Raw genomic sequence first — 13,944 nt, 5'->3', positions numbered from 1 at the left:
GAGCGTTATGTACGATAATAGACTCTCAAAATAATTGGTTTGGGGAATCTGTTATGCTGGCAAGTATTAAAAAATGCTTTAAATGGTTAGGCATTATTCTTATCCCACTCATGCTGTTTATTATTTACACTTTTTTTACTTTGCATTGGGTTTATTCATCTGGTGAACGGGTTGGTTTTGTGCAGAAAATCTCGCAAAAGGGATTTATTTGTAAAACGTATGAAGGTGAGCAGGTGTTGATGACGGTGCCTGGCACACAAGCAGAGAAGTTCTTTTTTACCGCAAAAAATGCGGCGGTATATACCAAAATTAATGAAAGTAATAGGCAGCGTGTACGGTTATTTTATAAGCAACATAAATGGATTCCGAGTAGCTGTTTTGGTGATACAGAGTATTTTGTTTACGCGGTGGAAGTGTTAGAAAATCAAGAAGACTATGGCGCAAACTGACGAAAAAAACTACATTACGCCAGAAGGATTTTCAGCGTTGCAAGCCGAATTTCATCAGCTTTATAAAGTGGAGCGACCTGAAGTTGTGCGCACGGTAGCTTGGGCAGCAAGTAATGGCGATCGCAGTGAAAATGGCGATTATATTTATGGTAAGCGTCGTTTACGTCAAATTGACAGCCGTTGCCGTCATTTAATGAAGCGCATGGATTTTGCTGTGATTGTAGACAGTAAAGAACAGCAACACCTTGAAAAGGTTTTTTTTGGCGCTTGGGTGACCGTTTTTAACTTAGCGGATGATAGCGAGCATAGGTATCGTATTGTGGGCAAAGATGAGATAGACCCGAAGAAGGGTTATATTTCGTGGGTCTCGCCTTTGGCTAAAGCGCTGCACGGTAAAAATATAGGCGATATTGTGCGGGTGCAAACACCAAAAGGTGAGGGTGAGTTTGAAATAATTGAAGTGAGATATTAACCTGTTGATATGCGCCTTAGGCGTGAATCATTATGCAGTGATGAAAACATGTTAATACTTCATTGATCACGCCTGTTCCTGAATCAATAGGCCGTTTGTTACTGCTTTGTTTCTGGCGCAAGTGTTAATACCAGCTGAATGAGTCAGTCGATTTGAGGTGTACGCAAATGAGATGTATTGACGGCTGCACTTGAGACAAAGCCGATGATTGAGATGGTCACTACGCGCATGTTATTTTTCTTGCAATGCTTCGATAAATGTTTCAATTTCCCATTCGCAGCCGCCACAACCAGTGTTGACCCCAGTTTTTCTTGAGATTGCATTAAAATCCAAACCTTCAGTTACTAAATCAAAAATTTTTCCACGTGTAGTCCCTGTACATTCACACATGATTTCTGCAGCTAAATCTTCACTCGTGTTTGTCATTGTTTAATCGATTCACCAAGCCCATTTTTCGTTTCAGTATCGCCAGTGCAGCTTATTGAGATTCTGTTTTGTATTAACCATCGTGTTTTTTCATACACTAACTCAATTAGCGACTGCATCAATAGCATAGACAAATTGATGAGGGAGAGCAAGTTGGTTATCACCATCTCTGATGTCATAGTATTAAGGTATAAAAAAGCATTGAACTAATGCTTGACGCGGGCTATCCTATCAATAATGAAAAAGTTGATGTGTACCGTGTTGGTTATTTGGTTACCTATTTTTATGGTGACAGCCAATGCAATGCGTATGCAAATGGCAACTAACACAATGCATGATCAAACACAGATGCAAGCCACTATGCCTTGTCATGCTGAATCTGATCAAGCCACTGTTCAATCACATCGCTGTATGAGTTGTCCTTTGTGTGCGGTTGCAACTTCTGTTATTAACATTGGCTTTATTCCACTCATTAATATCCCTACCTTTCAATCACTTAAGTTGTCATTTGTTGATGATGCACTTCAGTCGATTGATCACTCACCTCTGTACAGGCCGCCAATACGACATTAATCACTAGGACAAATCCGTCCACGTTTTTTAATCGAGTTATTGGAGGTTTAATATGTTTAAGCAACTACAGGTTGCGGTTTTATTGGCCTTTTTAGCCACACACGTACAATCAGCTGCCCTCATGGGTTTTGAAGATAGCTATATGCTGATGACCGAGATGGGTGAATATAATCAAGAAATAATGATTAATTATGCCCCTAGCATACGTCATGCTGTTGGCGTTGAGGTGATGCGTATGTCGCCCAGAAATAAGCACGCGACAACCATCACAGGTATTAATTACACAGGGCTTATTCAGCGTTGGAATTTGCCGGCCGCGCAAGCCAATGTTTGGTTTATGGGGAGTGTGGGCGAGGCAAGGGGATTGCATCATGGGTTTAGTTATAGCCCGAGTGTGCAATTTGATTATGAAACAACACGGCTTTATTTTTTAGCTAAGATGCGTATGCTGCGTGCGCCTGGTATGAACAACGACATGGCGGCATTACAAGGTGGGTTTTCATTTTACGAAACAGATTTTGATGAAACGCAGCCTTGGTTTGTATTAGAGGCCAAAACAACGCGCGACTTTCATCCAGGCTTTCAGCTAACACCAGCATTGCGCCTGATTAACAAAAATTACTTCCTAGAACTGGGTGTCACCAATCCTTTTGATAAAAGTGAACGTGCACCTCGACTTAATCTAATGGTTACTTATTAACCTACTTAAAGGATATCGTATGAAAAACACACTTATTATTTTATTGTATATTTTCACCTCACCAGTCGTTTTTGCAGCTAGTAGTATTCAAGCTGAAGTGAACGGTATGGTGTGTGCATTTTGTGCCAAAGGCATTGAGAAAAAGTTAAACGCAATGCCAGAGGGGCAGGGTGCTTTTGTTGATTTGAAACGACGTATTGTTGTATTGGAGCTGAAGCCACAGCAAGATGTTTCGCTGGATACTTTTACTCAAGTGATTAAAGATGCTGGCTATGCAGTGAATAAAGTAGAAAAAGTAGCGCAGTCTATTGATGAGATTAAAGCAGCGTTCAACGCCAATAGCCCTACTCAAGAAAGGTAAGCCATGAAAGTAAATAAACAGGCAAACCCAGATCTGGGTCTTATCACAATCGTTAAGCGTGCAAATATACTCTCGCTATTCACTAGCGGCTCAACCTTAATTTGTTGTGCTTTACCTGCTACATTTGTTGCCATTGGGTCGGCCGCTACATTAACCAGTTTGTTCACGATATTTCCACAGCTTATTTGGGTGAGTGAGCATAAAATGCCAGTGTTTGGCTTGGCTGCTTTGATGTTAGTGTTGGCAGGCTATTTGCAATGGAAAGCGCGTAATTCGCCTTGTCCAGTCGATCCATTATTAGCGGCAAGTTGCATAAAGGCGCGCAAGAATGCACTACTTATTTATTGGCTTTCTGTTGCCATATTGATGCTTGGTGCTTTTTTTGCATTCATCGCACCATTGCTGATGTAATATGCGTTGGGCTTGATGCAATAAAGTGGTTTAATGGCGATTGATTGCTTTAAACCACTTCTTCGCATGATTGATACACGTTTAACATTTGTATTGTGATTCACATTCAAAAAAAATGGGATATTTTCTGTAAAATCGTTGATAACTTCGGCGATATTGGTGTTTGCTGGCGATTAGCTAAACAGCTACATCAAGCGCATGATGTTCACATTAAATTGTTCGTTGATGATTTGTCAGCCGCCGCCAACATATTGACTGATATTGTTGATAGGCCAGAACAGCCATTTCAAGGCATTACAGTTATACGATGGGATGCTAACACCGCTTTTGATGTTGCCGCTGATGTCGTGATTGAGACATTTGCTTGTGGTTTGCCTGCCGCTTATTTATCGTTGATGAGTAAGCAAACCGTTTGGGTTAATGTCGATTATTTATCAGCAGAATCTTGGGTAACAGCCTTTCATGGCTTGCATGGCAAACACCGTGAAACAGCATTCACACGTCATTTTTATTTTCCTGGCTTTAGCGACAAAACAGGTGGGTTGTTACGTGAGAAAGACTTGCTTGCTAATCGCGATGCGTTTCAAGCATCAGCGTCTTTACAAGAAGCCTTTTGGCGCTCGTTAACGATTGCTAAGCATGCAACCGATTTAACCATTTCATTGTTTCATTATCGGCAAGCACCGGTTGATGCTTTATTACAATCATTAGCAGGTGGTCAACAGTCTGTGATTGTCTTGATGCCACTTAATCAGCACATGCCGACATCGGTATTAGGCTATACAGCGTTGGCAGTTGGCGATTGTATAACGCTAGGAGCATTGACTTTGCATGTGCTGCCATTTCTAACGCAAGATGATTATGATCGATTATTGTGGGTATGCGATATTAATTTCGTTCGAGGCGAAGATAGTTGGGTAAGAGCGATTTTTGCAGGTAAGCCATTTATCTGGCAACCTTATTGGCAAGAAGATAATGCACACCTTTTAAAGCTTAATGCCTTTTTATCAAGTTTCTATCGCTATTCAACATTACAGCAAACACTCGTACAGCTACATGAAGCATGGTCGACGGAAAGATTCCATGCTGAGGCTTGGCAACACTATTTGAACAATCTTTCAGCACTTACGCGATACACGCAACAACAATCACAAGCGATAACTCAGCAAGAAGATTTGGCAAGCAAGTTAGTTGCTTTTTGTGCGTATTTGGCAAACTAGCGTATAATATTCGCTTTTAAATAATTCCCTTATTTTGGTGTTGAATATATGAAAACAGCTCAAGAACTTCGTGTTGGTAATGTTGTAATGGTTGATGGACAGCCATTGGTTTTAGTGAAATCTGAATATAATAAATCTGGCCGCAGTGGTGCGGTAGTCAAAGCTAAGTTTAAAAACTTGCTAACAGAAGCACCAAGCGAGAACGTCTATAACGCCGGTGACAAATTTGATATCGTTGTGCTAGAAAAAAGAGAAGTGACTTATTCTTATTTTGCAGATCCTAGCTATGTGTTTATGGATGCTGACTATAACCAATATGACGTAGATGCAGAATTTATGGAAGATGTGTTGCCATTTTTAGAAGATGGTATGACATGCGATGTACGTTTTTATGAAGGCAAAGCGATACAAGTTGAGTTGCCAACAACGGTCGTGCGAGAAGTGGTTTACACTGAACCTGCAGTTAAAGGTGACACTTCGGGTAAGGTAATGAAGCCGGCAAAATTAGCAACGGGATATGAAATATCAGTGCCGCTTTTTGTGGCGCAAGGTGATAATATTGAGATTGATACACGCACAAGCGAATATAGAAATCGTGTCTTAAAATAATAGCAATTGCTAAGCAAAAGGGTGCGCGAAGCACCCTTTTTTAATGTCAATAATCTGTAGAGCAATTAAGTTAAGCAATTTTTTTATTGATTTCTTCCTCAGCAGCAATCCAAAAATCAATAGCACTGCCCTGAAAATTGTGATGTTCAGCAATATAATAAGCGGCTACTTCAATCATTTTGTAACGCTCTTCGGCGCTTATTTTGCGTGTTTTAGGCGCACTGGTTTTTTTACTGTCGTTTTTGCTGCAGTCGCTTTGTTTACGGCTGGTTTTTTAGTGGTGGTTTTTTTGACAGGGGGTTTTGATGCGGGGTTTTTAGCAGGACTAACAGCCATAATATTGCTCCTTTTGTGAAGTAAAAGCAGATAAATAAGCCGAGGCTTATGGCCCCGTTAGCAATATCATATTAAACGGTACCACCTACTGTCAAGCCGTCAATTTTAAGGGTTGGCTGACCAACACCAACAGGGACACTTTGACCTTCTTTTCCACAAGTGCCAACGCCACTATCGAGTGCTATATCGTTACCAATCATGCTGACCCGTGTAAGCACGTCTGGCCCATTACCAATTAAAGTTGCCCCTTTAACGGGATGGGTAATTTTACCGTCTTCTATCATGTAAGCTTCAGCTGCGCTGAAGACAAACTTGCCACTGGTAATATCAACTTGACCACCACCAAAGTTGGCAGCATATAAACCCTTTTTCACGGATTGAATAATTTCCTCTGGTGCTTTGTCGCCATTGAGCATATAAGTGTTTGTCATGCGTGGCATAGGGATGTGTGCATAACTCTCTCGACGACCATTGCCGGTTGTGGCTTGTTTCATTAAACGCGCGTTTAACGTATCTTGTATATAGTTGCGTAAGATGCCATCTTCAATAAGCACATTGCGCTGGGTTGGATTGCCTTCATCATCAACGCTTAGCGAGCCGCGACGGTCGTTGATTGTGCCATCATCAACAATGGTAATGCCTTTCGATGCCACTTGTTGGCCTATCATGCCAGAAAATGCTGAGCTACCTTTACGATTAAAGTCACCTTCTAAACCATGACCAATCGCTTCATGTAAGAGTATGCCGGGCCAGCCTGAAGCTAGTACAACTGTCATGCTGCCGGCTGGGGCAGGGCGTGCGTCTAAATTAACTAATGCTTGATGCACTGCCTTTTTTGCATAATCTTGTAATACGGCATCTGTGAAATAGTGGTAGTCGAAACGGCCGCCACCACCTGCAGTACCTTGTTCGCGCCGCCCATTTTGTTCAGCAATCACTTGAATTGAAACGCGTACTAGCGGACGTACATCAGCTGCCATTACACCGTCACTTCGCGCAACCATGATAACTTCATATTCACCACCGATAGACGCCATGACTTGCGTGATACGGGGGTCAGCTTGCTTGGCAAATTGTTCTAAGCGTTCTAGTAATTTTACTTTGGCATCTGCAGAAAGTGAGGCAATTGGATCGTTGGGTAAATAGAGTGGTGTTGCTGCCGGTGTGATAATGCGGCTAGCTGTTTGCTCAGCGCCGATAGCAGCGATGGCTTTGGTTGCATTAGCTGCCTGTTGTAAGGCAGGTAAGTTGATTTCATCCGAGTAGGCAAAGGCTGTTTTCTCACCACTAATGGCACGAACACCAACACCTTGATCAATTGAGAATGCGCCAGATTTGACTTGACCTTCTTCTAAGCCCCAAGATTCACTTCTGCTGTATTGAAAATATAAATCAGCATAGTCGACTTGATGCGACATTATATTGCTCAATATACCTTGTATTGATTGTGTATCGAGGCCTGCAGGCACTAATAATGCCTCATTCGCTATGTGTAAATGGTTGGTTTGTTGCATTAAATTGCCTTGATGGTCTTGTGTTTAAGGGCTGGTAAGCTTTTACGAAGGCTGGCTTCGTAATGCGTATTAACGCCCGCTATCACAATACCAGAACCGCGGGGTAGTCTATCTAAGATGACGCCCCAGGGATCGACTATCATACTATTACCATGGGTTTCTCTACCAGACAGGTGATAACCGCCTTGCGCTGGTGCAATCACATAACATAAATTCTCTATCGCACGTGCCCGGATGAGTGTTTCCCAGTGCGCCTTGCCTGTCGTCTCGGTAAATGCAGACGGAACAACAATCATATCGACTTCTCCCATTGCGCGATATAGCTCTGGGAAGCGCAAATCATAACAAGTTGATAGTCCGATTTTGCCATAAGGCGTTTCAACCACAACGACTTGATTGCCAGCTTCGATGGTGTTTTCTTCGTGATAGCGTTCGGTGGCTAAATCTAAACCAAATAAATGGATTTTGTCGTAGCGTGCAATTTGCTTACCTTTATCGTTATAGACTAAACAACTATTACGTACTTTGTTAGGCAGATTGCTGATAAGAGGCACGGTGCCGCCGATGAGGAATATCTTGTGTTTTTTGGCCATTTTAGATAAGAAATGTTGAATAGGGCCATCGCCTTCTTTTTCTTTTATCTTCACTTTATCAGTGTCATGTATACCCATGATGCAAAAATATTCTGGTAGTACAACTATCTTTGCACCGGCTTTGGCCGCCAGCGTAATTAAACGTTCAGCTTCTGTTAGATTAGAGGATACACTGGGGCTGGATGCCATTTGTATGCCAGCTACTTTAACGATGCTACTTGCGTATTTTGTCGATTTTTTTGATGTCATTGTTATTGCGAATTCAATGGTGAGTTAGTGGGTTGTTTATCTGGTTGCATTTTTTCGGCACCTACTTCTACAGGGTTATCCCAAGTGCCAACAATAGTATATTCGCTTTGTGCGATTTTGTTTAGCGGGTCTTTTAATAACTTCTGCGCAACAAAGGCGGCTGCACCAACGATTGGACCTCCAGCAAGCGCGGCCAATGAAAAGCTGTCGCTGATGTGCGGAATAACTTTTATGTGTAGATATTGCGTTTCTTTATTTAAATCAATATCGCCTTTAATTTTGGTTTCTGCCGCTGGGCCAGTCATAAAGAAATCATTACTATGCATAATGCCATCAGTAATATTGGCGTTACCACTGATTTCATCAAATGCAAAACCTTCGCTAAATAAATCTCTAAAATCCAATGTTAGGCGCCGAGGTAGGCTTTGCAGTGTCAGTAGACCAAAGAGTCGGCCGACGCCTGGTTTAACTTTAACAATTTGTCCTTTTGATGCACCTAGTTGCAATTCACCGTTTAATCCTTTTGACTGAAATTGATGAGGGCTGCCTGGCCAGTTTAGCTGACCAGCGATAAGTGCCACTCCACCTTTAATGACATCGGGTTGACCAAAACGCTTTAAGGTATTGCCCACATCATTTGCGGTTAATGAAAAGACTAAGTTAGTATTTGGGCTACTGGTCCAGTTAAACCAGCGACCTTCTGCCATTAAGACATGATCAGGGTTGCTGATTTTAAGTTGTTGAATGACCCAGTCATCATTAGCCTGATAGGCATTAAGCGCAAATCGACCAAGCTCTTTTTTGCCAAGCTTAAAATCATCTACTTGAATATCTAAAGCAGGATAGTGATTATCTAACTTTTTAATTTCTGTTTGTTTAGTATCAGTCTGGTCTATATCGTTGCTAGCGGGTATATAAAGTTTGTTGAGTCGTGCAATTAATGCCCCTGTTGCTTGTGTTTTGGTTGGGCTTCTCCATTCAATCTCCCCATTAATCTCTTGGCTGTTGACCGTCATCTGTAAATGCCGATCACTTGGGCTGCTACTTACGTTTAATCCGTAAAAACTGCGATTAAAAATATTGAGTTGTTGAATAGATAATGCTGCGCTATTGAAGGGGACATGAGATAGATTGCTGCTATTATCTTGATTGCTTGGTAACGCCAGCCATTCATCCGCATCGAAGTAATCCAACTGACCACGCAATGCTAAACCCGGCTTTGTTGGTGCCTTGGCAGGCATATTAATCGCAATGTCGCCGCCATCAAATTGTAAGCCATCATTTTTTTGTTTGCGCACAAGAATGGCAGAAACAGCCTGCTTATAGTCAATGTTGATGCTATCTTCTTCTGCGCGAAATTGCTGTTTTTGGATTGTTAAGCTCGCTTCCTCACTGCTATGCTTGCCTAGTGGCGAGGGTAGATTGATTGCCAAGCCTTTTAGGTTAGATCGAATGGTTAGGTTGATTAAAGGTTGCTTAATTGCAATATCGGTTGACCAGCCGGCACTGCCATTGAATGCTTTAGTCAAGGTATTGTCATTCAATTGTTGGATGCCTCTGGCTGTCATCAAGCCTTTAGCATGTATGTTGATGGTCTTATTTTCTGCTGTGGTGACATCAAATTGGGCGGGGCCACCTAATATATTAGCATTGACTGCTCGTGCATGAATACCTGAGCCATCAAAGCGTAATGTGCCATTAATCATAGAAATTTCAGGTAAACCTAGTCTCTCATTTGCATACATCGCCCCATTGTTAATTAAATATTCACCTTTGTATTGCGTATCAACAATGTTGTTCAACGGTATCTCAATATTCATATCAAGCTTTGCTTTTCCTGATGTTTTTAAATCGTCAGTAAAACCTAACGTGACTTGTTTGATCGGACTGTTATTAATTAATGCAATCCCTGCCGCGACAGGGCCTTCACTTATCGCATCAATGCGCAACGCTTGTGCCATGGTTCCATTGGTATTGAGCGCTGGAATGATTGCCTTAGCTTTGATAATGTTCAGATCCAGTATATTGCCTGTATCGGCAGTGAGCTCCATGCTGTTGCCTTCAAAGCGCATATCGAGGCCTAGCTTTTCTAGCCTTGGCCAATCTTTGCCATATTGTAATGTTGCGTCATTGATTCTTGCTGTTACCTTGAAAGCACCAAGCGATGGGTTGGGTTTATTTTGTTTATCTACATATGGAAAATCATCTAATTTTCCTTTAACCTTCAATTGAATATCATTTGCCTTACCACTTAAAATTGCAGTGTCTAACCAGTTTAAGCTTTTCTCTCCCAAGCTAAGTGGGTAATAGAAAGATGCAAACTGCGCATCGCCACGTTCAAATTGCGCATTGAGATCAAGATAACCACCTTTGATTTTATTCATTAGGTAGTTCCCATTGATCGTGCCAGCCATGTGGTCGTTAGCTATGGCAACGTTACTGGCGAAAATGTTGACTATTTCATTGTGATTGTTCCAGTAAATTTTTCCGCTGAGGGTATTGATTGGAATTGGCCACCGCAAAATATCTTTTAAATGCAAAACCGCATTGGTGGATGATAAGAGCAGTGTGCCCTTGTTTTCATTGGTTTTTATTTCACCTGACAGATTGCTAAAACCCGGTATTTTTTGATAAGGCTGAACACTTAAGGATGTGAATTCACTCTCGATTGCAAAATGGCTTGGGCGTTTGGGGTTGCCTTCAAAGCGCATACTGAGCTTGCTCAGTTTGCCTTGTGGATTTAGCGTGTTGATAGGTTGCTGTATATGTTCAGGTAATTTGACGATCTTTTGTATCTTGCCTAAATAGCTTAAATCAAATTCATCAAGTGATAATGCGGCGTTTAACCAAGGCTGTTGATGTTTAATCGACTGTGAGAAAAATCCAGAGCCATTTTTAATGTGAAAGCCATCATCGGTATCAAGTTTAATTTGCTGTCCAGACAGGGTAGTTGTATTTTTTGTTTCCTCCCAGCTTAATACGCCAGATAGTGCGCTTGCAATGAGCCATTCTGTCGAGGTATTTAATTTCGCTGATAGTTGATTGAGCTGGACATTTGCTGTGAGCTTATTGATTGCCTGATCGGCAAATGTAAGCGTGACATCAGCCTTGCCTAAGCCACTCTGTAAATCAATCGGATAGTCGAACCATGCTTTCCATGCTGTTAAATCAATTGATTTTGCGCTGAGACTGACTTCCCCGTGCCAAGTGTCTATTTTTGTAATATCTCTACCAAAAAAGTGTCCATTTAAAAGAATGGGATATTGGGTTCCTGTTGAGGGAAGGGCGTGCATGCTAAATAAATGTTGCCCAAAAATTTTACGCCAAGCAGGATTGTGTAGATTAAAGTCCACTGCATTTAGGGAGAGTGCAGGTGCTTGCCGCAACTCATCGTGCCAAACAATCGCAGCATTGTTGATATCAATACTCGCTTGGCTTAATAGCCAGTTAGCAAAGTCAGGCTTTCCTTCGCCCGCTATTGCAATACCCGCGATATAAATCGCACCGGTTTTGGTTCGCTTTACCGATAGGGTTGGATTGCTCACCGAGATATGTGATAAATGCGGGCTTAGCATTGGCAGACTAAGCCATGAAAAAGTACCGTTTACATTTTCAAGGTGTAATGCTGGCTGATTATCCGAGTCATAAATATTGATTTCGCGGATTAATATCTTTGGTGACAAACCATCCCATCCTGTCACAATATTCCCTACCGTGGTGCGCAAGCCAATTTTTTTCGTAATCATGGCTGCAACATCATTTTTATAATCATTAATGTTGGGAAATATGACCAATCGAATCGTGGCGGCAGTCATCACGACGATCGTCAGCACCGCGAGGCTAAAATAAATAATCCAGCGTGGGGTTTTTTTTATACTAAGCATGGCATGGATTGATGGTTGGGTACTTTGTAATACATTGTATCTGGCGAAAAAATGGTTCCATTATTTTACTTGAATATAGACACGCAATTGTTGAATAAGTGCCTACTTTATATTCTTTTCCAAGTTATTTATTGGAAACTCTTGCAAGGTAAATCTCAACATTGCTTTAGAATAACGCCTTTTATAACATGAAATCGATATTCACGTTTTGATTCAATTTAAAAATATCACTATCGCACGTGGCATTAAGGTACTCATTCAAGCGGCTTCATTGCAATTGCACCCAGGACACAAAGTCGGTTTAACGGGCGCAAACGGCGCAGGAAAATCCAGCTTATTTGCTATGCTACGTGGCGAACTAGAGGCTGATAAAGGCGACTTGGATATACCGTCAAGCTGGGTCATTGGTCATGTCGCGCAAGAAACACCGGCTTTAAGTATTTCTGCGCTACAGTTTGTTTTGGAAGGTGATGAAGAATTACATCGCATAGAAAATGCGTTGCTAGAAGCAGAAGCAAATGAGCAGGGTGAGCGCATTGCTGAGTTACACGGGCGTTTATCTGAAATAGACGGCTATGCAGCTAAAGCGCGTGCGGCCAGCCTACTTAATGGTCTGGGATTTAGTCAAACCGATTTACAAAATAGCGTTTCCTCATTTTCAGGCGGCTGGCGTGTGCGTTTGAATTTGGCGCGTGCTTTAATGTGTCGCTCTGATTTATTGTTATTAGATGAACCAACCAATCACTTGGATTTAGAGGCAGTTATTTGGCTAGAAAATTGGTTAAAAAACTACAATGGCACTTTACTATTGATTTCGCATGATAGAGATTTTTTAGATGCCATTGTTAATCATATTGCCCATATTGAATTCCAAACACTGGTTTTGTATAAAGGTGCTTATAGCGATTTTGAGCGCCAACGCGCAGAAAAGATGGCATTGCAACAAGCCATGTATGAAAAGCAACAGCACAAAGTAGCGCACTTGCACAAATATATTGACCGTTTTAAGGCGCAAGCGACTAAAGCAAGGCAGGCACAGAGCCGAATAAAAGCGTTAGAACGTATGGAAATGACAAGTGCCGCTCACGTAGACTCACAATTCAGCTTTAATTTTAGACCGCCATCCAGTGCGCCAGAGCCTTTATTGGCGATTAGCGATATTGATGTTGGCTATGCCAATAAACCCATTTTAAACAATGTGTCACTGACCGTCAGGCCAAAAGAGCGGATTGGCTTACTGGGGCCGAATGGAGCAGGTAAATCGACATTAATTAAATTACTTGCTGGTGAGTTGAGTGCCAATTCAGGTAAACGGGTGTTGGGTAAAGATTTAAATATTGGTTATTTTGCACAGCATCAATTAGAGCAGTTACGTGCGGAAGAATCACCATTGCAACACATGCAACGCTTGGACAAAAACGCAACTGAACAAGAGCTACTTAATTATTTGGGTGGCTTTGATTTTCGTGGCGATATGGCTAGAGCGCCTTGTGAAAAATTTTCAGGCGGCGAAAAATCACGTCTGGCATTAGCGTTGTTAATTTGGACGCGGCCTAGTTTGTTATTGTTAGATGAGCCAACTAATCACTTAGATTTAGAAATGCGCCATGCGCTAACGCTGGCATTACAAGCGTTTGAGGGGGGTGTGGTGTTAATTTCCCATGATCGTTCGTTATTGCGTACCACCTGTGATCAATTCTTATTGGTCGCCAATGGCAAAGCAACCATATTCGATGGTGATTTAGAGGATTATGCCGCTTGGATAGCAGAGCAACGTAGCCAAGCATCAGTGGCTGCTGTTCAGGAGATGGCTTCATCTGACAAGAAAAATGATTACGCGCAGAATAAACGAGAGCGTCAGACCAGAATAGCAGAACGCAGACCGCTGATTAAAGAATCTGAACAAATAGAAAAAGATATTGCCAAATGGCAATCAGAAAAATCGGCTTGCGATGCACGTTTAAATGATGCCGCTTTGTATGAAAATACAGATAAAACAGAATTGCAGGCTTTGCTAAAACTGCAATCTGCGTTAACGTCTAATATTACACAAGCAGAAGAGCGCTGGCTTCATGTGCAAGAGCAGCTAGAAATGCTACCTGAAATGCATACCTAAAAGCACATGATTATTTTAAAAGAAAGATTGA

Annotated in this window: 15 protein-coding genes; 9 read left to right on the top strand and 6 right to left on the bottom strand. The window is 41.7% G+C overall.

Annotated features, from left to right (window positions below; genetic code table 11):
- Positions 1-53: 53 nt before the first annotated feature.
- Together KFB94_00935 and greB are read left to right on the top strand one after the other, a co-directional pair.
- Complete coding sequence (locus KFB94_00935; protein QVL45725.1) at positions 54-449, top strand: hypothetical protein; 396 nt, start codon at positions 54-56, stop codon at positions 447-449.
- Positions 436-921, top strand: coding sequence for a transcription elongation factor GreB (gene greB / locus KFB94_00930; GenBank protein ID QVL45724.1), 486 nt, complete (start codon positions 436-438; stop codon positions 919-921). The genes KFB94_00935 and greB overlap by 14 nt, the downstream gene beginning before the upstream one ends.
- Positions 922-1,152: 231 nt before the next feature.
- Here the strand turns inward: greB and KFB94_00925 are convergent, their stop codons facing one another.
- Positions 1,153-1,347, bottom strand: a complete 195-nt coding sequence (locus KFB94_00925) for a (2Fe-2S)-binding protein (protein ID QVL45723.1) — start codon at positions 1,345-1,347, stop codon at positions 1,153-1,155.
- 237 nt (positions 1,348-1,584) lie between these two features.
- Between KFB94_00925 and KFB94_00920 the strand changes: the two genes are divergently transcribed.
- The 6 genes from KFB94_00920 (at position 1,585) to efp (ending at position 5,221) form a co-directional block, all read left to right on the top strand.
- Complete coding sequence (locus KFB94_00920; GenBank protein ID QVL45722.1) at positions 1,585-1,920, top strand: hypothetical protein; 336 nt, start codon at positions 1,585-1,587, stop codon at positions 1,918-1,920.
- A 52-nt stretch (positions 1,921-1,972) separates the two neighbouring features.
- The gene (locus KFB94_00915) at positions 1,973-2,620 is read left to right on the top strand and encodes a hypothetical protein (GenBank protein QVL45721.1); all 648 of its coding nucleotides are present in this window, start codon (positions 1,973-1,975) and stop codon (positions 2,618-2,620) included.
- Between the two features lie 19 nt (positions 2,621-2,639).
- Positions 2,640-2,981 (top strand): heavy-metal-associated domain-containing protein, encoded by a 342-nt coding sequence (locus tag KFB94_00910; GenBank protein ID QVL45720.1) that lies wholly within the window; start codon positions 2,640-2,642, stop codon positions 2,979-2,981.
- A gap of 3 nt (positions 2,982-2,984) precedes the next feature.
- Positions 2,985-3,392 (top strand): hypothetical protein, encoded by a 408-nt coding sequence (locus KFB94_00905; protein ID QVL45719.1) that lies wholly within the window; start codon positions 2,985-2,987, stop codon positions 3,390-3,392.
- Between the two features lie 98 nt (positions 3,393-3,490).
- Positions 3,491-4,612 (top strand): elongation factor P maturation arginine rhamnosyltransferase EarP, encoded by a 1,122-nt coding sequence (gene earP / locus KFB94_00900; protein ID QVL46509.1) that lies wholly within the window; start codon positions 3,491-3,493, stop codon positions 4,610-4,612.
- A 48-nt stretch (positions 4,613-4,660) separates the two neighbouring features.
- Entirely contained in the window at positions 4,661-5,221 is a 561-nt protein-coding gene (gene efp, locus KFB94_00895) for an elongation factor P (protein ID QVL45718.1), read from the top strand.
- A gap of 70 nt (positions 5,222-5,291) precedes the next feature.
- Here efp and KFB94_00890 read toward each other — a convergent pair whose 3' ends face one another.
- The 5 genes from KFB94_00890 to KFB94_00870 form a co-directional block, all read right to left on the bottom strand.
- Positions 5,292-5,399 (bottom strand): DUF2934 domain-containing protein, encoded by a 108-nt coding sequence (locus KFB94_00890; GenBank protein QVL45717.1) that lies wholly within the window; start codon positions 5,397-5,399, stop codon positions 5,292-5,294.
- A 20-nt stretch (positions 5,400-5,419) separates the two neighbouring features.
- A complete protein-coding gene (locus KFB94_00885) occupies positions 5,420-5,557 on the bottom strand; it encodes a hypothetical protein (protein QVL45716.1) in 138 nt (45 codons plus the stop codon).
- A 71-nt stretch (positions 5,558-5,628) separates the two neighbouring features.
- Positions 5,629-7,071, bottom strand: a complete 1,443-nt coding sequence (tldD, locus tag KFB94_00880; GenBank protein QVL45715.1) for a metalloprotease TldD — start codon at positions 7,069-7,071, stop codon at positions 5,629-5,631.
- A complete protein-coding gene (locus KFB94_00875; protein ID QVL45714.1) occupies positions 7,071-7,913 on the bottom strand; it encodes a carbon-nitrogen hydrolase family protein in 843 nt (280 codons plus the stop codon). The genes tldD and KFB94_00875 overlap by 1 nt, the downstream gene beginning before the upstream one ends.
- 2 nt (positions 7,914-7,915) lie before the next feature.
- Complete coding sequence (locus KFB94_00870) at positions 7,916-11,797, bottom strand: TIGR02099 family protein (GenBank protein QVL45713.1); 3,882 nt, start codon at positions 11,795-11,797, stop codon at positions 7,916-7,918.
- Between the two features lie 208 nt (positions 11,798-12,005).
- Between KFB94_00870 and KFB94_00865 the strand changes: the two genes are divergently transcribed.
- Positions 12,006-13,913 (top strand): ATP-binding cassette domain-containing protein, encoded by a 1,908-nt coding sequence (locus KFB94_00865; protein QVL45712.1) that lies wholly within the window; start codon positions 12,006-12,008, stop codon positions 13,911-13,913.
- The last annotated feature ends 31 nt before the right edge of the window (positions 13,914-13,944 follow it).

This window comes from Methylophilaceae bacterium (assembly GCA_018398995.1).
Taxonomy (GTDB): domain Bacteria; phylum Pseudomonadota; class Gammaproteobacteria; order Burkholderiales; family Methylophilaceae.
Note: the sequence above shows the minus strand (reverse complement) of the source record. Positions and strands in the feature narration are given on the sequence as shown.